The 21,225-nt window shown below is 34.4% G+C and carries 14 protein-coding genes and 2 pseudogenes; 3 read left to right on the forward strand and 13 right to left on the reverse strand.

All coding sequences use genetic code 11. From position 1 onward, the window contains the following. Positions 1–73: 73 nt before the first annotated feature. From JFV29_RS02440 to JFV29_RS02460, 5 genes and pseudogenes are all read right to left on the reverse strand, one after another. Positions 74–502 (reverse strand): annotated as a pseudogene (locus tag JFV29_RS02440) (IS3 family transposase); the annotation flags it as partial. 315 nt (positions 503–817) lie between these two features. Then, positions 818–1,045 (reverse strand): hypothetical protein, encoded by a 228-nt coding sequence (locus tag JFV29_RS02445; protein ID WP_201181028.1) that lies wholly within the window; start codon positions 1,043–1,045, stop codon positions 818–820. Between the two features lie 413 nt (positions 1,046–1,458). Further along, entirely contained in the window at positions 1,459–2,289 is an 831-nt protein-coding gene (locus JFV29_RS02450) for an ABC transporter ATP-binding protein (protein ID WP_201181030.1), read from the reverse strand. Positions 2,290–2,534: 245 nt separating this feature from the next. Then, positions 2,535–3,356, reverse strand: coding sequence for an enoyl-CoA hydratase-related protein (locus tag JFV29_RS02455; RefSeq protein ID WP_201181031.1), 822 nt, complete (start codon positions 3,354–3,356; stop codon positions 2,535–2,537). A gap of 593 nt (positions 3,357–3,949) precedes the next feature. Then, complete coding sequence (locus JFV29_RS02460) at positions 3,950–4,591, reverse strand: GntR family transcriptional regulator (RefSeq protein WP_201181032.1); 642 nt, start codon at positions 4,589–4,591, stop codon at positions 3,950–3,952. Between the two features lie 481 nt (positions 4,592–5,072). Here JFV29_RS02460 and JFV29_RS02465 point away from each other — a divergent pair, with 481 nt between their 5' ends. Continuing rightward, positions 5,073–5,885, forward strand: coding sequence for a hypothetical protein (locus tag JFV29_RS02465; RefSeq protein ID WP_201181033.1), 813 nt, complete (start codon positions 5,073–5,075; stop codon positions 5,883–5,885). Between the two features lie 68 nt (positions 5,886–5,953). On the opposite strand, the gene JFV29_RS02470 is transcribed toward JFV29_RS02465, so the two are convergent. From JFV29_RS02470 to JFV29_RS02485, 4 genes are read right to left on the reverse strand one after another with little or no spacing between them, the layout of a single operon-like run. Continuing rightward, positions 5,954–6,931 (reverse strand): quinone oxidoreductase family protein, encoded by a 978-nt coding sequence (locus JFV29_RS02470; protein ID WP_201181034.1) that lies wholly within the window; start codon positions 6,929–6,931, stop codon positions 5,954–5,956. Between the two features lie 19 nt (positions 6,932–6,950). Then, positions 6,951–7,544, reverse strand: coding sequence for a flavin reductase family protein (locus JFV29_RS02475; RefSeq protein ID WP_201181035.1), 594 nt, complete (start codon positions 7,542–7,544; stop codon positions 6,951–6,953). A 40-nt stretch (positions 7,545–7,584) separates the two neighbouring features. Beyond that, positions 7,585–8,793, reverse strand: a complete 1,209-nt coding sequence (locus tag JFV29_RS02480; RefSeq protein ID WP_201181036.1) for a CaiB/BaiF CoA transferase family protein — start codon at positions 8,791–8,793, stop codon at positions 7,585–7,587. Between the two features lie 3 nt (positions 8,794–8,796). After that, entirely contained in the window at positions 8,797–9,594 is a 798-nt protein-coding gene (locus JFV29_RS02485) for an enoyl-CoA hydratase/isomerase family protein (protein WP_201181037.1), read from the reverse strand. Positions 9,595–10,035: 441 nt separating this feature from the next. Between JFV29_RS02485 and JFV29_RS02490 the strand changes: the two genes are divergently transcribed. Both JFV29_RS02490 and JFV29_RS02495 read left to right on the forward strand, forming a co-directional pair. After that, positions 10,036–10,710 (forward strand): GntR family transcriptional regulator, encoded by a 675-nt coding sequence (locus tag JFV29_RS02490; RefSeq protein ID WP_201181038.1) that lies wholly within the window; start codon positions 10,036–10,038, stop codon positions 10,708–10,710. Between the two features lie 873 nt (positions 10,711–11,583). Beyond that, positions 11,584–12,906 (forward strand): SLC13 family permease, encoded by a 1,323-nt coding sequence (locus tag JFV29_RS02495; RefSeq protein WP_201181039.1) that lies wholly within the window; start codon positions 11,584–11,586, stop codon positions 12,904–12,906. 421 nt (positions 12,907–13,327) lie between these two features. On the opposite strand, the pseudogene JFV29_RS02500 reads toward JFV29_RS02495, so the two are convergent. From JFV29_RS02500 to JFV29_RS02515, 4 genes and pseudogenes are all read right to left on the reverse strand, one after another. Further along, positions 13,328–13,608 (reverse strand): annotated as a pseudogene (locus JFV29_RS02500) (response regulator); the annotation flags it as partial. Continuing rightward, entirely contained in the window at positions 13,595–14,605 is a 1,011-nt protein-coding gene (locus JFV29_RS02505; RefSeq protein ID WP_201181040.1) for an alpha/beta fold hydrolase, read from the reverse strand. The pseudogene JFV29_RS02500 and the gene JFV29_RS02505, both read right to left, overlap by 14 nt. A gap of 1,164 nt (positions 14,606–15,769) precedes the next feature. Further along, on the reverse strand, positions 15,770–17,710 hold the full coding sequence (locus JFV29_RS02510; protein ID WP_201181041.1) for a PhoX family protein: 1,941 nt from the start codon (positions 17,708–17,710) through the stop codon (positions 15,770–15,772). A gap of 681 nt (positions 17,711–18,391) precedes the next feature. Next, positions 18,392–20,536, reverse strand: a complete 2,145-nt coding sequence (locus JFV29_RS02515; RefSeq protein ID WP_242486127.1) for a bifunctional metallophosphatase/5'-nucleotidase — start codon at positions 20,534–20,536, stop codon at positions 18,392–18,394. Between the last annotated feature and the right edge of the window lie 689 nt (positions 20,537–21,225).

Here is a 21,225-nt window from a genome sequence, read left to right on the forward strand (position 1 = left end):
CCTGCCCCATTCGTAATATAAGGTCAGCCAATTATTAAACTGAACCCTATGTAAAGGACATTATAAAAAAAGGTCATGCCACTTGGAGAAGGTGATTTCTGTATTGAACAGGAGTCACCTTCTTTAAGTTCCATTGATATCTGAAATTGTTATAGTACGTCATATAACTTCTTATTTCCTTTTTAAGTTTTTCTATTGTATTGCAGGGTTTAATTTAGGCTTCATCTTTAAAATGACCAAAGAAGGACTCTAGTGGAGCGTTATCCTAACAGTTCCCTCTTCTCGACATGGATTGCCCAAGTCCTAGTTTTTTTTGAAAAGTGGACTAGTATAGTGTACTCCGTGATCAGAGTGAATAGAGGCCCCTTTTTACTCGTTTATTCTTCGTTAACTTTACTAATGTATCTGTAGTTAAATCTAATGTCATTCGGCTAGACACATTATAGGCAAGTATTTCATTGGTTGAACCATCTTTAATCGTGGATAAATAAGACTCATCATTAGTTAACATAATGGATCCTTTAGGAAATAAAATACGCAAAGCCCTTTTTTCTTCCCCACGGGTTGGGACTTAGAACAAACACCTATACTACCTGTTTTCTATTTTCAATTGGAGCCAGTATTGTATAAAAACCAGAGATATAAAAAAGGTCTCATCATCCATCTCATCAGGGATTAAAGTGATCATATTTGTCATCAATTCGGTTCCGAGTTTAAGACGTTTGTCGGTAAAGCCAAATAATTTCTACTTCTTCTAACTAGGCTAAACTTTTCTTCGATCAAGAAAATGACCATAAAAAAGATCTAGTTCATATGACTAGATTCTCTTTTTAATATCTTCCCTTATTGATTCAATGATAGTATCAGATAAATTTGATGGAAGAGATGAACCATCCTCAAAAACCCATGTATTAATTATTTCAAGATCTGCTTTATTAAAAGTAATGCTATAATCTTTATAATTGTGAGTAAAATCAGCTGTAACCGTTTCTTCACCATCAAACTCGTCATCAATAATCATATTTTTTATTTCATATGGCTTCACGATCTAATCTCCTTTTTATTTTCATTCTTGTATATAGAATTGACCTAATATGATTGTTTATTCACTTTTTTCACCCAGCCTGCCCAAATCAAAAAACGAAGGGCTACTTTCATCGTATCATATATTTGCAAGACCATATTCCTTACATTGTCAACCACTCAACCAGACACACTATTAAGGTGAATGAGAAAAAGGTATTGTCAAAACAAAAATACCCGCTCGTAAAAGTCAGCTTTCGCGAACGGGTCATTAATGATTAACATAAGGGTGTTGTTCTATAAAACGTTGCTCCCATTGAATCTCTATGAATAACAGTTGACACCCTTCTCAGAAGAGTTAAAATCCCCTAAAACTCATGTAAAGTTTATAGAAGAATTGATTATACTACTCATGCAGAATGCTTTCCAGAAGTTTTAGTTTTTTACAGTCGCTAACATCGATTTAATCCGGATCCAAGGACGATCGTTTTCCCATTCTAAAGTTATAGGAACACGAAAGGTCTTTTCTAACAATGATTCTGTTAATGTGTTCTTTTTATCGCCTTTTGCAATAACGTTCCCTGAATTGATTAACAAAGCATGAGTTATTGATGGAACGATTTCTTCGATATGATGTGTAACATATAAAATGGTTGGGCCGTTCGGTGCAGCAGTCATATCTTCAATAGTGGTTAATAGTTCTTCCTTAGAGTAAATGTCCAATCCATTACAAGGCTCATCTAAAATTAATAAACGAGGCGAAGACATTAGAGCCCTTGCAATCATCGCTTTTCTTTTTTCACCTTGAGAAAGAGATTGGATGAATTGGTTGGACAAATGTTTGATTCTAAATTGGTCTAGTAATTTATTTGCTTTTTTTACATCATTCTCTGTAATTTCCTCATATAATCCAATAGAAGCAAATTTACCACTTAAGACTACTTCAAGTGCTGTATCATTCGGCCGTGATTGATATTCCTGTTCTAAGGAGGAACTCACCCAGCCTATGGATTTCCGTAGCTCAGGTATATTCGTTTTTCCAAAAATGTTTCCTAAAACAGAAACTTCGCCACCACTATTGGGCCATTGATATCCCGTAATCATTTTTAAAAGAGATGTTTTACCTGATCCATTTAAACCTAGAAGCGCCCAGTGTTCCCCCGTTTGGACTTCCCATGAAACCCCATTTAATATTTGGTTCCCATTGCGTTTCCAGTTAATATTCTTAAGTGAGATGACATTGTTGCTGGTTTTTGTTTGATTCATCTTTATCCCCCATCTGTCTTATAGACTCTCAGCCATTTCGTTTTTCGTTATCACACAATACGCCGATTTTATATAGAATGCCCTTTTATAATCCCTTTTTTTAACTTCATTTATATCGTTTTAAGCCTATGTAAAAATCCCCTTTCTTAAGGTGTGTGTCAGTTAAACTAAAATTCATTCAACGTTTTTATTTCTTATCTATACTTACACCTCAAGAAAGTTTCTCAGTATGACTCATTTGCATATTAAGAATATTTAAAGTTCGGCTTGCGTTTTTCTAGGAAAGAATGAACACCTTCTCTATAATCCTCTGAAACAAAAGAATCGATTACAAGTTGCGCTGTCTCTTGAGAATCCTCGGTAGCTCCCATTAATATTTCATTAATAATCTTTTTTGTCCCCCGTACTGACAATTGAGCATTTTTACAAATTAGTTTTGCATAATCCAAAGTTTCTTTTTCAATTGAGTCTGAGGAAAATATTCGATCCACTAGCCCAATTCGAAAAGCTTCTTCAGCATCTAATAAACGGCCTGTATATAGAATGTCTTTTGCTTTTGCAGGACCTACAAGGTCGACAACATTCTTAGTTCCAGGCGTATTATAAACTAATCCAAGCTTGGCAGGGGTAATGCCCAATTTTCCATTTTCATCAGAAAATCTAAAATCGCATGCAACTGCTATTTCACACCCCCCTCCCACAGAAAACCCTTGAATCATGGCTATTGTTGGTTTGGAAACATCCATTATCGCTTTTTCTGCAACCAGCGTTGCCCTATTATATTTATCAGCCCCTTCAGCTGTATAACGTAATGTTTTAAATTCGCTTATATCCGCTCCTGCCGAAAACGCACTATGATCTACACCTTTAAAAATAATTACTTTAACCTGTGAATTTTTTTCGCATTCTTCTATTAAATCAGGTATTTTCGTCCACATTTCGTAACTAAGTGCATTCCGTTTTTTGGGTCTGTTGAAATTGATAAAAGCTATATTTCCTTCTATTTGGAGATAAAGTGGCTCATTACTAATACTATTTTTGTTCACTACCTCTAGATTTTCAGCCATCTCTTCTACGTCCCTTCTATTTCTTTTTTAAATATAGTAGATTCTTCGGGTAACCTAACGACACCAATATCACCCTTTTACTGGTCTATTTTTCTCTTTCTCTACAAATAATTCAAAAGTCTCACAATTATTAGTATGGTGAACTTTACATTGATTGGACTTATCTTCAAGTTCTCTTCGTTCAGAAATACTTCAGCCTACTCCTTAATTACACCAATAACAGGTATCGTTGGATCTACATGCTTTTAACCATGTCACCATATTCCTCCATAATCACACTTAAGAATTTCGTTGTATCTTCTTCTCCAGAGCAAAAGGCTTTACCTGTTCCGAAATCATAAGAATGTCAATATCATCATTTTTCTAAAACAGCTCAATACCTCTACCCCCCTCAATCATTTTCATATTAATAGCATTTCGTACTAGAGGACTGCTAAATGTTAATAGTTTAAAACCTTCTAATGTTTCCGTTTCCATCTACAACCCTTTTTTTATTCAATGTCCATTTAATGAAGAATCATTTCAATCCACACTTTTTATATTATTTTAAATATTTTGATAATTTATGACAAAAAAATAAAAGATACATTCCTTTATTTTTTATTTTTTTCAACTGCTTCATAAAACCTTCTTTTACCACTTTCAATATGGTCTTCTAACACTGCTTTTGCAAGATTAATTTTCCCCACTTTTATAGCATTCCAAAGCATTTTATGCTCCTCATACGATTGCTTTACACTTTCAGGAGTTTCTAAAACTATCTTTTGTAAGGTTATCAATGGTGTTCCCAAACGAGAAAAAATATTTTTGAAAACCTCATTCCCTGATAAAGACAAGACTTTATAGTGAAAATCATTATTTAGTTGTGCATAAACTTCCATATTTGCAGTAGCCATATCACTAATTATTTGATCAATTTCATTTACCTGATCCTCTTGTAATGGATATTTAAGGCGGCTTAGTGACATGTTTTCTAGAGATCCTCTGACTTCAAATAAATCACAAAGATCCTGTTTGTTGTATTTTTTTACAAATGAACCCCTTTTGGGAATTCTCTCGATCATCCCTTCATTTTCTAATATATAAAGTGCTTCTCGAACTGGACCTCGACTAGTACCAAAACTATTCGCATATCGCTCTTCAATTACTTTTTCCCCGGATTCCAAAACGTTATTTATAATATCAGTAACGATTTGACTTGCAATAATTTTTGGAAGATGCTTATCGACCTCCATAATAATACACCTCTTTTACAAATAACTTTAAGCGAATGCTCAAAAAGGAGGAAAAAAGCGAATCAATGAAGAGATTCACAATACTAGGGTCAGTTTCCTAGAAATAACTTCGCGATAAGAAAAATCTTTTTTCTTTTTGCAGAACTTTTCCTGACCTTTTTGAACAACCACTTAAGAATGATATAATGTCTTTGAGTATATTATATGTTATCGCTAAATTCCCTTCAACAAATTGTTAACAATTTATACTTATTTTCCAATAATCTAGTATTCGTTTAAGATTAAAACCTTATTATTCAAAAGATTTTATGTTAATCAGTTTTTCTAATCACATTTTTTGTTAACTATTTTATTTATTTTATTAATAGATTAGAAGGGAACTGAATCAAAAGTAGTTTCTTTCAATTCGATATTTGCTAGAATATAAAAATTATCTTTAAAAGGTAATTTTATATAAACTGGAAGTTAAGGGGGATTTTTCTTGAAAGTTTTTGCATTAGTTGGAAAAAGTGGTACTGGAAAGAGCACTTCTGTTCTTCAATATACCCATAAAAAAGGGATTCCTGCCTTTATTGACGATGGTCTTTTAATTGTTAAAGGCCGGAAAATTGCAGGAACTTCTGCAAAATACGAAAAAAATTATATTAAGGCGGTTAAGCGTGCTATATTTCATTACGATGAGCATCAAGAAGAAGTAATAAAAGCTATTCATAGAGCTTCGATTGATAAAATTTTAATAGTAGGTACTTCAATCAAGATGGTTGATTTAATTGCCCAAAAATTAAAATTAGGGAAAATTGACCAATATACTGATGTATCTGATATCCGTTCCAGTAAAGAAATTAAAATGGCACTCTTTGTACGAAAGACAGAAGAAAAACATGTCATACCGATCCCATATATTCAAATCGAACCTAGCATGGTTAAAAGGATAATCTTAAAGGGTAAGAAAATCTTTTCTAATCAAAAAATATATATTGGTGAAACAACAATTATTCAGCCAAACTTTAACAAAGGTACTATCTTCATATCTGAAACTGCCTTAAAAGATATTACAATTTTCAGTTGCAAAAACATAGTCGAGGTGTCAAAAGTTAGCAACATTAGATATAATTTCTCCAATGTCCCTAAACTACAAATACAGGTCGAACTCGTTTCCTCGATTGATCAAAATATTATAAAAATGATCGAAATGATTCAAGAGAAAATCACCTTTATTCTCCTTTCTGTCTTGGAAATTGAGCTAGATTCAATCGATGTTTATATTTCTAGTCTTACTTTAGAAAAAGATTAATAGAAAAGAGGATGAAAATATGAAGTGACTCGTTAACCTCACTCCTTCATTAATCATCCTCTTTCACATTATGGAATTAATAGAACTTTCCCTACACTATTCCTACTCTCAATCCATTTATGTGCTTCTGCTGCCTCGTTTAATTTAAATTTTTTACTTATGACTATTTTTAATTCCTTGTTTTCAATTAATTTCAATACATCTGAAACTGGTTGAGCTAATGCTTCTGGCCGTGCCTTTAACTGGGTTCCTAAACTATATCCTAATACGGAACGGCATGTTTTATGGAGATCGTTGGTTTTGACTACACCTGATTCTCCTAATGAGCTTCCAAAACAGACAATTCTTCCGAAAGGAGCAAGATATTTCATACTTTCTTCAAAAATCTTCCCCCCAATTGAATCGAGAATAACGTCAGCACCTTGTCCATTTGTTAATTCAAGGATTCTTTGCTCCATGCTTTCTGTATTGTAATTAAGCACAGCATCTGCACCTGCACTTTTAGCTGTTGCAATTTTTTCATCATTTCCCACTGTTCCAATGATCATCTTTGCACCTAATACTTTTGCAATTTGTATTGCAGTTGTACCTATTCCACCAGAGGCAGAATGAATAACAATGATTTCTCCCTTTTTTACATTCGCAGATTGTGACAGTAGATTATATGAAGTTACTGAAACAACTGGGCATGCTGCTGCAATATCAAAGCTAACATTATCAGGAATGACATAGGTTAGTTTATCATCAGCCACACAATATTCTGAATAAGAACCGTTGGCTGGAAAGGCAATTACCCGATCCCCCACCTTTACATTTTTCACTGAATTACCTACAGATTCTACTATCCCAGATACATCTAATCCTGGTATAAAAGGCGGGTTGCCTTTTCCATGATACTTACCTAATCTTGCTTTTATATCAGCAAAGTTAACACTCACTGCGGCAACTTGTATTAGAACTTGGTTTGGAGCTATGAGAGGCACAGTTGTTTCTATTACTTCTAATACCTCTGGACCTCCAAATCGATTAACATAAATGGCTTTCATCAGATTATCACTCCCTTTTTTATCTGGGGAGAAGAAAAATATTTTCAACAAGATTATAATTTCCAGCAAGGCGACCTACTGGTTGTAATTCTTCTATATTGACCTTCCCATCACAATATAAATCGTCAATAATATGATATTGAACAAGTCTGCCAATTACGAGATGATCTGATCCAAGTTCGATAATTTTCTCTAATCGACATTCCATTTTTATATCTGCTTCCATTATTAATGGAGATTTTACTATCTTACTTTCCATTGGTGTTACATTTACACTCTTAAACTCATCAACCTCAGGTTGAAAATTACCAGAACTTAAATGCATCTGATTTGCAACATTATTGGACACTACATTGATGACAAAATCTTTTTCACTACGTATATTTGTCAACGTATCCTTTTCTGTTCCATTTCTTTCACCGACACCTGGACCTATTGAAATGCCGAGCATTGGCGGGTTTCGCGAAACAACATTGTAAAAACTGAAAGGTGCTAAATTATATACTCCATTTCTACTAACCGTAGAAACCCATGCAATCGGTCTTGGGACAACTGAACCAATGAGCAATTTATATATTTCCTTAGGTGTTAGCGTCTCCGGGTCTATAAACATCTTTATCCTCCAGGGTTTCCATAATGGATACTTTTTTCATCTATTTTTTTATTAAACTAGCTTTTTCTGGAGCTGTAATATTTAATTCAACAAAGCGTAAAATTTCTTCATCACTATAACCTAACTCTTCTAAAATTTCGGTCGTATGTTCCCCTAATTGTGGTGGCACAGTTTTAACCTCCCCTGGTGTTCTTGAAAATTTAACTGGAATTCCTAACATTTTAATAGGCCCAAGTGTTGGGTGCTCCCTCTCAATTATCATTTCGCGTTCATACATATGTTTATCATTTAGAATGTCTGAAAACTTATTTACTGGACCGCACGGAATTTTCACTGATTCAAATAATGCAATCCACTCATTAATTGTTTTGTTCTGAAATACTTCATTTAAGAGAGGAATAAGTATCTCTCGGTTTTCCACCCTCTTTGGATTTGTTACAAACCTTTGATCTTTTATGGATTGTAAATCCATCACCTCAACAAATCTATCCCATAAACCATCGTTCCCAACAGCAAGTATGAAGTATCCATCAGATGCTTCAAATACTTGATAAGGGACAATATTTGGATGAGCATCTCCCAGTGGTTCTGGATTTTTTCCAGAAGCAAAATAACTGCCTGCTAAATAAGTTTGCCACGAAACGACGGTATCCAGTAAGGATGTGTCTACCCACTGACCTTCGCCAGAATGATTGCGTTCATGCAAAGCTGCTAAAATGCCAAAAGCTGCCCACATTCCAGTACCGACATCCGCCATGGAAAATCCTGCTTTCACTGGTCTTTTCCCGAGTTCTCCTGTTACTGACATTAACCCGCCCATACCTTGGGCTAAAACATCATATCCTGGTTTCTGTGAATATGTACCCGTTTGGCCGAACCCGGAAATTGAAGCTAAAATAACTCCTGGATTATGCTCTTTAAGGACCTCGTAACCTATACCAAGTCTCGTTAAAGTACCTGGACGGAAATTCTCAACTACAACATCAGCATTTTTAACTAACTTTAAAAAAATTTCTTTCCCTGTTTCTTCTTTTAAATTGAGTACCATGCTTTTTTTATTTCGATTAACGCTTAAAAAATAAGCGCTTTCATTTTGTAAAAAAGGGGGACCCCACTCTCTTGTATCGTCACCTTTTGGGGACTCTATTTTGATTACTTCTGCACCTAGGTCAGCAAGTGTCATTGTACAGTATGGACCACTCAAAATACGGGTTAAATCTACTATTTTAATTCCTTTTAGTGGTTGCATATATTATCGTCTCCTTTGAAAGTTTGGTTTTCTTTTTTCTACAAAAGATCGAACACCTTCTGGAAAGTCAATGGGGTCAACGCTGGATTGAATGCCAGTTTCCCATGGAATTGAAATAGTCGGATAATTATAAGCAACTGACCGTTTTACAGCTAAAAGGGAGGCTTGTGACTGCTCCAAGATCCTTTTGCCAAGATTTATAATGAAATGATTAATATCTTCTTCATCATCTAGAAGATAATTGATTAGGCCCAATTGATAACACTCTATTGGATTTAATAAACGACCCGTATAAACTAGATCCATTGTTCTACTTTTTCCGATCATGTCGGCTATTCTTTTCGCAAATGGTTGGTTCAAAGTAATCCCTAGTCTTCCAACTGGAATTCCCATTAGTGTGTGTGGCGTGCCAATTCGTATATCGCATGCTAAGGCCAATTCAAAACCTGCACCTAACGCAGGACCATTTATGGCGCCTATTGTAGGTAATGTTATTTTTTCAAAAGTAGAAATGGCCTCTTCCATTAATCGAAATGCTTCATTTGCCTCAGCAATTGTTAACTCATTAAATTGTTTAATATCGGAGCCAGCAGAGAAATGAGTTTTACTTCCACGCAATATTACGACTTTATTCTTTGGATTTTGAGTTATCATTTTCCCCATCTCTGCTAAATCATTCCACATTCGATTTGTCAGTGCATTTTTTAATTCTGGACGGTGTATGGTCACTATCGCAAACCCGCCGCTTTCTTGTAAGGTAATCTTCCCATTCGTTTCAGTTCGGTTAATCGTAACTTTCATGCTGAATTCACCCCTTTAATAAATTTGAATTTGATGACTTCTTTACTTGCTTTTTTTAAAAAATTATCATGTACCGAAACTAAAATAGTATATTGTCGACAATCGTTTATTGTGAATGATTACATCCTAATATACTTTTAATGTAAATTCAACTAATAATTATTAATTTATATAATTTTCTGACTATTTATTTTCAGGCTTATTACGTGTATTTTCAATTTGTCGATAACATTGGTTGTATTTACTTCTAAAAAGAGTGGCAATCTTCACCCTTTTTCTCATTTCAATTGATTTAGTTTGATGACAATATTTTGCTTTTTAAAAAAAATTTAAAATGAGTAGGATTTTCCCAAAAAGTTTACTTCGATTTTTCTAAAAGTTCTGGTATTGTATACATTAATAAAAGTTCAAAACTCATGTCCAGGTTAAGGAGGACAAATAATGGTTGATAACAACATTTTTGATAATAACTCACTATCTAGGCTGATAGCCGAGAAAATAACTGAAGAAATTATTACTGGGAAACTTAAAGCAGGAGACAAATTAATAGAAGCTAATTATGCTGAAGAATTTGGGACAAGCAGAGCCCCAATAAGAGAAGCTTTTTATTTATTAGCAATCGATGGTTTAGTTGAACGGATCCCAAGAAAAGGTTCCGTTGTAAAGGGCTACTCAGAAAGAGATATTATTGATCTGTTAGAAATAAGAATGATGCTCGAAAGCCTGGCAATAGAGAGGATTGCAGAGCTCGATACACCTGAATCATCTCTAATTCATATGGAACAGCTTGTTAATAAGATGGATCTGGTTGATGGTGACCGTTTGGAATACGCGATGTTGAATCAAAAGTTCCACTTGGGGATTATCGAAATGAGTAAAAGTGATATTATCGCCAATATGTATTCTAGATTAGGACTACCGCTACTATCATTGCAACGACTTTCTTTTGAATGGGTAGAGAATATTAATAAATCACTTAAAGAACACCATATTATTTTAAATCATTTACATAAAAAACAATTTGATGAAGCAAAAAAAGTTTTAATACAGCATAACCAAAATGTCTTTAACCCTAAAGGTAAATCACAACCTAGCATTAAAGGTATTAATAATTAGATTTCCCTTAACAATCCATGCAGAACAAAGGTCAAGTTGATCTTACCAATTCCAATTATTGAAGCCGAAACGGGTGTTTTCAATGAATGTAGTTATTGAACGTGCATGTGGTATGAATGTTGATGAGGACTGTATTAGTGTATGAACTATGACACCAGAAGAAAAGGACGTTGAAAAACAAAATTAGAAAACCATATTCCATAGTTTCCTACCTAAAAACACTTTCCCTTGTTTTTTCAACATGAAAACTTAGCAATTGAAAAAAGTGAAAAAGCCTATCTCTACGAGCAGGCTTATTTGCCTTTCCCAAAATGCGGTTTATTCTTTCAAATACATAGGGTACAAAAACCAACTTCTGGTTTAACAAAACTTCTTGAATTTACACCCTCCTATTTGGATTAAGGGAATTTAATAAAATTGATAAAAAAAACATTGACAGAAAATTCTAATTTCATTAGAATTACAAACATCAGCATAATTTTGTCGACAATCGCCATTAGTTTTTTATACAAAAATGAACTAAGGAAAGGAGGTTAAAGAAATGAAGCTACTCTACAATTGGTTAAACAGAAATTAAACGTGTCTTGTATTATGCAATTACTCTTGATGATATTAATAAATTGTTGACAATTACTCTTCATTTGAAAAACTCAAAAAAATAATTCCCTAATAAGGATATTTATTGGCATTCATAATACTTCTAATTGAAAGCGTTTTCAGATTTGTGAATCAAAGTTTTAAATTTTTAATAGAGTATTTTTCTTATGAGTCTGTTACAGTGCGACCCTACCTCTAAGACGCAAGCAAATGGATTTGTTCAGCACATGGCTCAGGTCACACATGAGCAATTTATTAAACTTAGGGGGACATATTATGAGCATAGAAATCGGAGCTATTATATTACTTTTACTCATGTTTATCATTGGAGCTATTCTTCCAATAAACATCGGTATTATTGGTTTTGTTGCTGCTTTTATCATGGGTGTGTTAGTCAGTGGGCTAAGCGTTGACGAGATCTTTAGTGCATTTCCTGCAGATCTATTCGTCCTACTTGCAGGAGTCACATTCTTATTTGCCATTGTCCAAAAAAATGGAACCATCGACTTAATTAGTAGATGGGGACTCCTTTTGGTTAAAGGTAACACCGGCTTAATTCCATGGATTATGTTCGCCCTGGGTGCTATTTTGACCAGTATCGGTACATCTGCCATTGCTTCTGCTTCTATCTTAAGTCCAATTGCGTTACGAGTTGCCTTTCAATACAAGATTAATCCTCTTATGATGGGCTTAATGCTACTTATAGGGGTGACTGCGGGTGGTTTCTCACCACTTCATCTTTTTGGTGTGATTGTGAACGGTATGATGGATTCACAAAACCTCCCACATTCACCAGGTTTGCTTTTCTTAAACACCTTTATCTTATGTGTATTCGTTGCGATTATAGTATTCATTCTTTTTGGAGGACTTAGGTTTTTTAGGAAAGATTCTGTTCACCTGTATACAGCAGCTACAGTAGAAACAGTAGAAACAATCGATATAAATGTAAATCAAGTAGATAATCCAGAAGATAATTCAGGAAAATCAGAAGGGCGTTTAACTTGGTATAGAGGATTCACACTTCTTGGAATAGCTCTTCTAGTCGTCCTAGCTCTAGGGTACAATGTACACATGGGCTTTGCCGGGTTTGGAGTAGGGTTGGCACTTTTCTTGATGGCTCCAAAAAGGCAAGAAGGCGTCTTACAGAGTATGCCTTGGCCAATTATCCTTATGGTAACAGGGATTGTGACTTATGTAGGAGTACTAGAACAAATCGGTGTTATCGAATATATGACCCAGTTAATAGCTGGCATGAATAATTCTGTAATGGCAGCTCTAACAGCATCTTATATTGGAGGAATTATCTCATCTTTCGCCTCAACAACAGGTTTCTTGGCAGCCATTATTCCACTCGCGATTCCAATTCTTCAGGATCCGACTGTATCATCCATAGGTGTCATATCATCCATCTCTTTTGCATCGAGCATTGTGGATATAAGTCCCTTCTCAACAAATGGTGCCATGTTGCTCGCAAATGCTCAAGGTATGAACCAAAATGAATTTTTTAGAAAACTCTTAATTGCATCCGCATGCTTTGTTGTTATCGGACCTGGACTTGCTTGGCTAATATTTGTCGTGATCGGAACACCATGGGGATAGACACAAGCTCGTCATTATCGTTCGTTATGACGAAGGGAATTGCTTAATTAACCGGTAAGTGATTCCCTAATAAGTAAGATTATTAAATATCTATACCTGGTACTGATTCCGTACAAAAAAGGAATTAGTACCTTTTCTTTTATTTACCGCCCAGTCAATTTACCAATTAACTCATAATCATCTACCTACTATCCTGGATTTCCTATATAGATGAGCTAAGCTGTATCCAAGTTAAGCCTTGACCTTAAAAGTTCTATAATTCCAAATCCCCTCCTGAAACATTAAAGATTCCACCAAAAATGGTATAACTTTTAATCAAGTTCAACTAATATTTAATCTATAATTTCTGCAAATAATTCAACGACCCTATGTTCTTAGTCAATTGTATTTTCTACCCCGCAATTTAAAAAAGTTTGTAATGTAACTCTCTAGAATCAAAAGGATTTACCCTATCATTTCGGACAGAGAGAGAAATTATGAGAATATTTAATCCTAGTTTTTTATTTTCTTTGTGATTTGATAGCTATCTTCACCTAGTAACATAACATCCATTATGACTAAATCTATCTTATGAATGATATCCAGAACTACTCTTCCATCCGTTTTCCAACAAACATAGTACGCTTCGAGTTACAAAATTTTTTGAAGTAAATCGCCAATTATCAAATCGTCTTCTACTATTAAAATGTTATATCCTTTCATCACGTAGGATTTCATTTTTTTCAACTTCTTTATTAATAAATTCCATTGAAAGCTTATATATTTCATCAGGCACGTATAAATAAATGCTGTGTGTACCTCTAATTTTTATGACATCTGCTATTTCTAATTGTTCTGCAAATTCCTCATAATCTTTGTTTTTTTGTTTTGTATATTTTGAGTTTTTATATTGGTCAGCAATTGCATCTAAAAATAAAATAGGTGTTTCTTTTGGTATCGGAAGGTTAACTGATTTTTTACCGTTTTCATAAGCCTGTAAAAGTTCTTGCTTCATATCATCATTAAAAAATTGTTTATAGTATAATGCTTTATAAATTTCTTTTTCCTCTTCAGTTAAAAATGATTGCCGAATCACTTCAGGATTATAAGTAGAAGAAGGAACAAGTCGGTGCAAACCAATTTTCGTTAAAATATTTATTCCTCTTACTGTCAATGAATCAACTAGGTTCATTTTATGTGTTACGTACTGTTGAGGTAAACCAATATCTAAAGCAATAATTCCCTTTATTTCATCTGGGTATCTTTGTGCCCAGTAAATAGCTTCTATCCCTGATAATGAGTGAGGCACTAATATATACGGAGGTTTATTTCCACTTTCTATTAGCGCTTCTCTAGTTTGCTCTAGTATTTTGTCAATATCTCTGTCATCGTTAAAAACGTCACTGTACCCATATCCAGCTCTTTCAATGACAGCTATCTTATTTTCTTTTGAAAAATTGCTATATAGTCCTTTCATGTCATAAACAGGAGCAGCGATCCCGGAGCCAGCCATAAATACAAATGTATCCTCACCACTTCCCTCATTATAGACATTAATTTTTTTATTATTAAACTTAACGACTGTTCCCTCACTTTTAAGGAGTGCTGCTTCCTTACTTAATTGAGAGTTATGGTAAATAAAAACAGATACTGATACGAGCAAGATAAAGGTAATAAATAAAACAAATATTTTCTTTAATACTTCGAATACTTTTTTCATAGACTTCTCCTTTCAAGTTTTACACTCTCCATTAAAGAAAATGATAGATTGATTGTATCGATCAACAAAACTTCGATTCATCAGTCATTTTCCTTTTCTTGGTAGTATCATTTTTTGTTTTAATATAAGAACTTTAAAATTCATTTAAGTTAACCGTACATTCTCTAAAACGGGTCTCGCCATCTATCAGGTTAATACAAGGTCCTTTCCTTAAAACGCCAAAGGGGCTATCTTTCTATATTTGGAAGGGCGGCTTTTTTTATAAATTATCTACTTTAAGATAAAGTGTATCTATTCTCCCATGAAGTACAAAAATTACAAACAACGTCAACCAAACTAATAAGGTGATTGTAAAGGGTTCTCTGGACTTATTCCTTTCTACAACAGAGTTTATATCTATTTTAAAAATCATTTCAATTTCTTTCCATCGATTTACCTAACAATAAATAAATAAGAATGACAGAAATGTCACTTACGTGTTCGACCTATCAGCAACAAAACATAAAAATACGTTCAAAAAATAGTATGTGAAATGTGAAATAAGAAGAACCAGCGTACGCCAGCCCTACTTAACATAATTAGGATTAGAGGCAATCAAAAAAGTCCTTAGATTTAATAGATTCTAAGGACATTTTATGTTTATAAATGTGTACTTTTACGTACAGGATTAATAAAACAATATTTATAATTTTATTTCTTGGGATCATCCTGGTTTTTGGTTCAAGAGATTCTTTATAATCACAATCGACATTGGCTAAAGTTTACGTACAATCCTTCACAATCTCATTCTATTTCCCACCTATAGGTTTCTCTCTAGCAAAATCCCTACTTGTTCTGCCACTGCTTGAGGTGAGACACGAATCTCATTTCTAAAATAAGATTCCTACGTTTTTTTATTGCTTCAAAATTGTGTCATAACCCCAACAAATAATACAGAGCCAAATTAAAATGGATGAGGGCTGTCACAAAAGTCATTTTTTAATCACTTTTATGACAGCCCTATTCATTTTTATAAGCACAATAACTTCATTTACTGAAGGAATTTTAGGAGCCAGTTTATCCATTACTTAGTAACTTTATCAGTGCTTATATTTCCGGCTGCATCAGTTGCCGTTACGTAAATTTGTGTTCCTTCATTCAGGTTCATTACCTAATCTAAACTTATCATTTTCTATCAATTTCTAAACTTTTTTGATATTTACCATTATTATATTTTGTTAAAGAAGGTATACCAGAGATATAACCAATCCCCCCTGTTTTATTAATGCCAATTTGTTCGTCAACAGCTTTAAATAATTCATCTTTGTTAACAGCTGTAATTGACTTACCATCTAGTTCATCACCAGGATGTTGGAAATTACTGAAAATGTATGAGAATCCATTGCGGTCATCAGCAGCAAATAATCCAGTTGCTTCGGCTCCTGCTGGAACAGATAGAATACGATTTAATTCTTTCGTTTCAACATTATATGCCCAAACATAGTTATTTGTGTGAGCACCGCTATCTTCACCAATAAAGAGGGTTCTCATTGCTTCAGAATAACTTAAGTTATCGGGATTAGCTACTTTGTCTACATTTGCAGTGTTTCCATATGCATCAGCATTAGGAAGGTCTTCTCCTACCACCAATCCATACATTGATGGTGCTACATAAGAGCTATGAATAGCCTTTCCTTCGCTATCCTTTTGACCACCTTGTAAATCCAATTGATAGGTTACACCAGCTTTAATTTTTGGTAATTGGATATGGTCTGCTGGGTCTTTTCCTGTTGAATCTTTTTCCATACTCTTACTTTGATCGGAAATAGCAATATATACTTTTTTATCCTTTTCGTTTAGCGCTAAACCTTCCATTTTGTTAAATTCAGTAGTCGCACCAAGCATTGCTGCGTATCGGCGTGTTTCAAGGAAGGCAGCTGCTTTTTCTTTACCAGGTTTAAGTTTTAGATATTCTGTTTTACCATATGAATATTGTTTAATCGCTGTAAAACCTTCTTTTGGTACATCAGAAGTTTCAAAAATATCATTGAATGTAATGCCGCTGTCAATAATTTTTTCCACTTCTTTATCCGTTGTATGTCCTAAATTAATCCATTCTAAGTCTCCTGAACCACCATTTTCAGTACCTGTTTGTTTAAATTTAGCTGCATATAGTGTACCCGCTGATAAATCTTTTGCTTTATCGGCTATATACATAAACATTCCTGTATTACCACCATCATCACCGTAAAATACAGTTTTGTTATCAGGCATTACTTTAGCTAACTCATGAGAGAAACGCCCTGTACTGTAATGTTTCACAACCGATGCTTTCCCCTTCTTATCTACTGTAATTTCAGGAGTGTAGCCATAGAAATAAGGATTAGCCTTTGCTTTATTTCCAAAATAGAATTGAGCAAATGTTTCAACTTGACTTCTTGTTTTTGATGTAGGGTCCGCAAATTGACGAGCATCTGGCTCATACTCTTCTGAACCTAAATGTGTATTCCATGGTGATAAAGAACCATTACATGGAATCCAAAGTCCATTTACTGCCGAAAAATCGATTTTTTCTACTTTTACAGGTTTAAGTTCACCTGTTTTTTTGTCCTGTTCCAACTCAGTTAAAGACATAGATGCTGGGACTAAACCGTATGCTGATTGACCAGCAGCATCAATTGTTTGATATTCATAATGTGTAACCATATAAAGTTTGCCGTCAATTGGCATTAATAAGCTATTTGAATCCGGAGCATCTGAAACAAAATATTTTCCGTCTGTGCTGCTTGGATCCTTAATTGGATTTCCTTTTACATCAATTGGTGTACCTGCAGGAATTTTTTCACCTTTAACGGTTGCTACCTTATCTTCCGATTTAAATAGGTAGTTGTAGGACAACGGAAATGTTTTTACTTTTCCATTGCTATATTTTACATCAACGGTTGCAGTTGTATACGTTTTTACCATTTCATCGATAGTAGCTGGTGCTTTCATTCCATTAAATTTAACAGATTCAATTTTACTATTTTCCTTTGCAGTAGCTGCTGTCGATGATAGTGCTGGAACTGTAATAGCTAAGGCAAGTGCTAAAGTAGCTCCTGTTTTCACAATTTTCTTATTAATCATCTAATGATTCCTCCAAGGAGATTTATATTTTACAATTCAATTAAACCAAAACTATATAAATATAATGTTAATTTTTTATATTAATATTATTAATTCCACAAGGGGGCTGTCCGATAAGTCCCTAAAATAAAGCAAGTGAAGAAAAACAGGTTGTTTTCCCCACTTGCCTTTGAATTTTTATAATCTTTTTCTGAAAGTAGCTGGCGATTGTCATATGGTTTGAAGTCTTTTTTCCTTATATTAATTTACTAACAAAAATAAACAAACTTATAAAAAGTGAAAACTTACTTTTTGGCCACGGTAATCACAAATGGAGTGGATTAACTTTGGCGGCGGTCATCAAATAGATTTTGGTGATATTAGAGACAAAAAAAGAGTAGAATGCTAAGATTAATTTCAGCATTCTACTCTTTTTTGACTGAGTGCTTATTTTTATTTAGATAATAATGAATTCAAAGAATGAAATACTTTTTAACTTTCAACTAGAAACCTCATTTACTTATGGTACGGTTCACTCTAACGTTGAATAGAGTAAATTAAAAAAACAGATAGAGTGCGCGTAAAACAAGCCTCTATCTGTTTTTTCAGTTCCTATTTTCTGGTTACCATCCTACTTTTTCGAAAGGTCATGTTTTTATCCTTGCCATCATTTTATTTATTATAAAAGACTCGAATCGAAAACTAACTTGCTAATAAGGCTGGGAACTCATTCCCGCTAGTTTCTGTTCTATGTTCAATGATGTATTGAAGCATGAACATGATTTCGTTTTTGTCCACTTCCTCTAAATGCTTATTTGGGAGCTCGCTAATACGCGAGTAAATTTTTTCTAAAGATTGATAAGCTTTATCTTCTTTATCTTTTTCAAAAGTTTTAATTGCGTTCTCCAATTGAGCAATAAGCGATGTTTTGATTCCTTTATTTCCCTCTGCTTGTTTCACTAAAGAAATCGCATTTTCGACTGATGCAGGTGTAATGAATACCTCAAGAGCTTTCGGCTCTGAAACATTATGCACTTTATCAATCGCACGATATTGAATAGAGTTTTTACCTTCTTTATTAATAGTTAGCCCCTCATCATAACGTTTCCAAGTGACACCGTTATCTAGACTATACTCAATATGCGAAATCCCGATACCTGCATCTGTTGCTTCCAAGGATACCTTAACTTCATGAAGATACGATCCGTCTCTCAAGTCAGCCTCATGTAATACCACATCCGCCAGTTCAGGTGCCTTGAAGTCTTCCGAGATTCTTCCTTCCGCTACATAATGGATTGGTCCATTAAAGCTTTTCACGAAGTTTACAGTAGCTTGTAAATCTTCAGGTCCTTGAACTGGATCATTGCCATATTGGCGAATTTTATATTTATCAGTCTCATGTTCATACATATAATTGTTGACAGTAAGCGTATAGGTCCCATTCTTATCAATTGGTGTTCCATCAGGAAGATAGATATTCACTACTTTCCTTGTCGCACTATCCCATATATATGAGAATCCACTAATGGAGACGTCTGGCCCATAGGATGAAATCTGAGCATTTAATATAGGTTCTAATGCTGATCCTGGAATGGTGACCGTAACCAATGTGTTATTAAATGGCTGGATATTGAAAAGATTTTCCCAAGTAATTTCGCCTTGGGCTAGAACGTCACGGATTCCTCCACCGTTCATTAAGGCAAAATCAGACTTCATTTCATCATTCATTCCGTCTGCAATCAAGTTTCCAAGAGCATTGTCACCAATGATGCCTTTGATAGGGTATCCGCCAGTCATTGGAGTGGCAGCATAACCCATGACTTCATTCAATTTTGTTCCAACCATTTCTTTATATTTGGCTAGAATGGCACTAACCTCTGGATCAGGAGTTGCACCTTCTTGAATAACATCAACGATTTCTGCATGTTTTTCAACAATGTCGCCTGTAACACGATCAATATTCAAATCAATATCCGCAAAGGATTTTCCATATTCCCAAGCTTGGACAATAAGTTTGTTGTCTACAATCGCATTGAGTTTCACATGGTTATGAGCAGCAATAATGACATCTACCTCGTCATCTACGTTCTTAGATAAACTTGCAATTTGACCAGTGGCCGTTTCACCGCTTTGATTTCCAGGAACGTGAGCTAAAACGACAATTGCCTTAATTCCTTGTGCTTTTAGCTCCTCCGTATATTTATTAACAGCGGCAGCTTCGTCCGTGAAACGAATATCCTGAATACCTGAGGCCATCACCATATTAGGTGTTTCAACCGTAGCTACACCAATAAATCCAATTTTCACACCATCTACTTCTTTAATGGCATAGGGATCTAATATGAGCTTTCCGCTATCTTTGTATTCCACATTTGCAGCAATAACTGGAAAGTCCATCCCGTTATATCCTTGTGTGCCGTTCGGATGGTCACCGCCATTTACCATCCGAAGGAATTCTTGTGTACCTTTATCAAATTCGTGGTTACCTACAGTTCCTACATCAAATCCGATTGCTTCCATGATTTCAACAGTAGGTTCATCTCGAAGTAAAGCTGAAACCGGAGAACTGCCACCAATCATATCTCCAGAATGGATAATTAGCGTGTTATCTGGATTGGTTGCTTTACGGGCTTTTAAATAAGTAGCCAAATAATCAGCACGTCCGTAATTTACATTATTAATTGTTGCTGTTACATCAATCTTACCATGTAAATCATTCACCGAAAGTAATTTAACCGACACGGTATCTTCTGCATGCGCACGAATGGCAAGACTTGAGAAGATGGGTAGAACCAGTAGTGCAATAACTAGTAAATTAATAAATCTTTTACAAAATAGTTTTCTCAAAATTTCATTCCTCCTATTATTCCCCAATAATAATCTGGTTATTTATATAGAAGGTTAATTCCATGTTAATTTCATGTAAATTATCAGAAAATAATCGTTTTTACCTAGTGTCATGACTTTTAAATAATTTCAAAGTCCTGTTTCAGATTTATCTAAGTTACAAAAACTAAAGCAGCTTAACTAGTAGCGGTGTATGGATAAATAATAGAATGATATATTACTACTTGATTGGATTAAATATCACAAATTACTACAAGTAAACATTCATAGTAATATAATAAACCGAGATGTAAACACCTTTGAAACTATATTTAAAACAAGAATATTCGAGGAGTTATTAGGCACAGATCTATTTACTGAAAAAAAAGCCAGCCCTTGGCTAGCTTTCTTTGTTGAAGGTGTCTTCCGACCGTACTAAAAACCTCATTTACTTATGGTACGGTTCATCACTAGTAATCCTAAACTACATCCTTGACAATATGCATAATTGTTAAATAAGAGGAAAAACCATTCTTCAACTCCCTCAGTTTGATGCGAATATCTCTCGAATGCTCACTTATTCGCAGGATTTCATAACCCTTGTAATTAGACTTACGGGTAAATGAAATGAGTTCAGATCAGTTAGGCTTCGTGAAGGCATAGTTAAATAAAGGAGCCAGCTACCACTCCATATTTTACCATATAATACA

The organism is Peribacillus sp. TH16 (assembly GCF_016651095.1).
GTDB classification, from domain to species: domain Bacteria; phylum Bacillota; class Bacilli; order Bacillales; family DSM-1321; genus Peribacillus; species Peribacillus butanolivorans.

Coding starts and splice junctions, on each gene's coding strand:
- JFV29_RS02505 (WP_201181040.1), bottom strand. CDS start 14,605: ATGAAAAAAGTATTCGAAGTATTAAAGAAAATATTTGTTTTATTTATT.
- JFV29_RS02510 (WP_201181041.1), bottom strand. CDS start 17,710: ATGATTAATAAGAAAATTGTGAAAACAGGAGCTACTTTAGCACTTGCC.
- JFV29_RS02470 (WP_201181034.1), bottom strand. CDS start 6,931: ATGAAAGCCATTTATGTTAATCGATTTGGAGGTCCAGAGGTATTAGAA.
- JFV29_RS02460 (WP_201181032.1), bottom strand. CDS start 4,591: ATGGAGGTCGATAAGCATCTTCCAAAAATTATTGCAAGTCAAATCGTT.
- JFV29_RS02455 (WP_201181031.1), bottom strand. CDS start 3,356: ATGGCTGAAAATCTAGAGGTAGTGAACAAAAATAGTATTAGTAATGAG.
- JFV29_RS02475 (WP_201181035.1), bottom strand. CDS start 7,544: ATGTTTATAGACCCGGAGACGCTAACACCTAAGGAAATATATAAATTG.
- JFV29_RS02485 (WP_201181037.1), bottom strand. CDS start 9,594: ATGAAAGTTACGATTAACCGAACTGAAACGAATGGGAAGATTACCTTA.
- JFV29_RS02490 (WP_201181038.1), top strand. CDS start 10,036: ATGGTTGATAACAACATTTTTGATAATAACTCACTATCTAGGCTGATA.
- JFV29_RS02450 (WP_201181030.1), bottom strand. CDS start 2,289: ATGAATCAAACAAAAACCAGCAACAATGTCATCTCACTTAAGAATATT.
- JFV29_RS02495 (WP_201181039.1), top strand. CDS start 11,584: ATGAGCATAGAAATCGGAGCTATTATATTACTTTTACTCATGTTTATC.
- JFV29_RS02480 (WP_201181036.1), bottom strand. CDS start 8,793: ATGCAACCACTAAAAGGAATTAAAATAGTAGATTTAACCCGTATTTTG.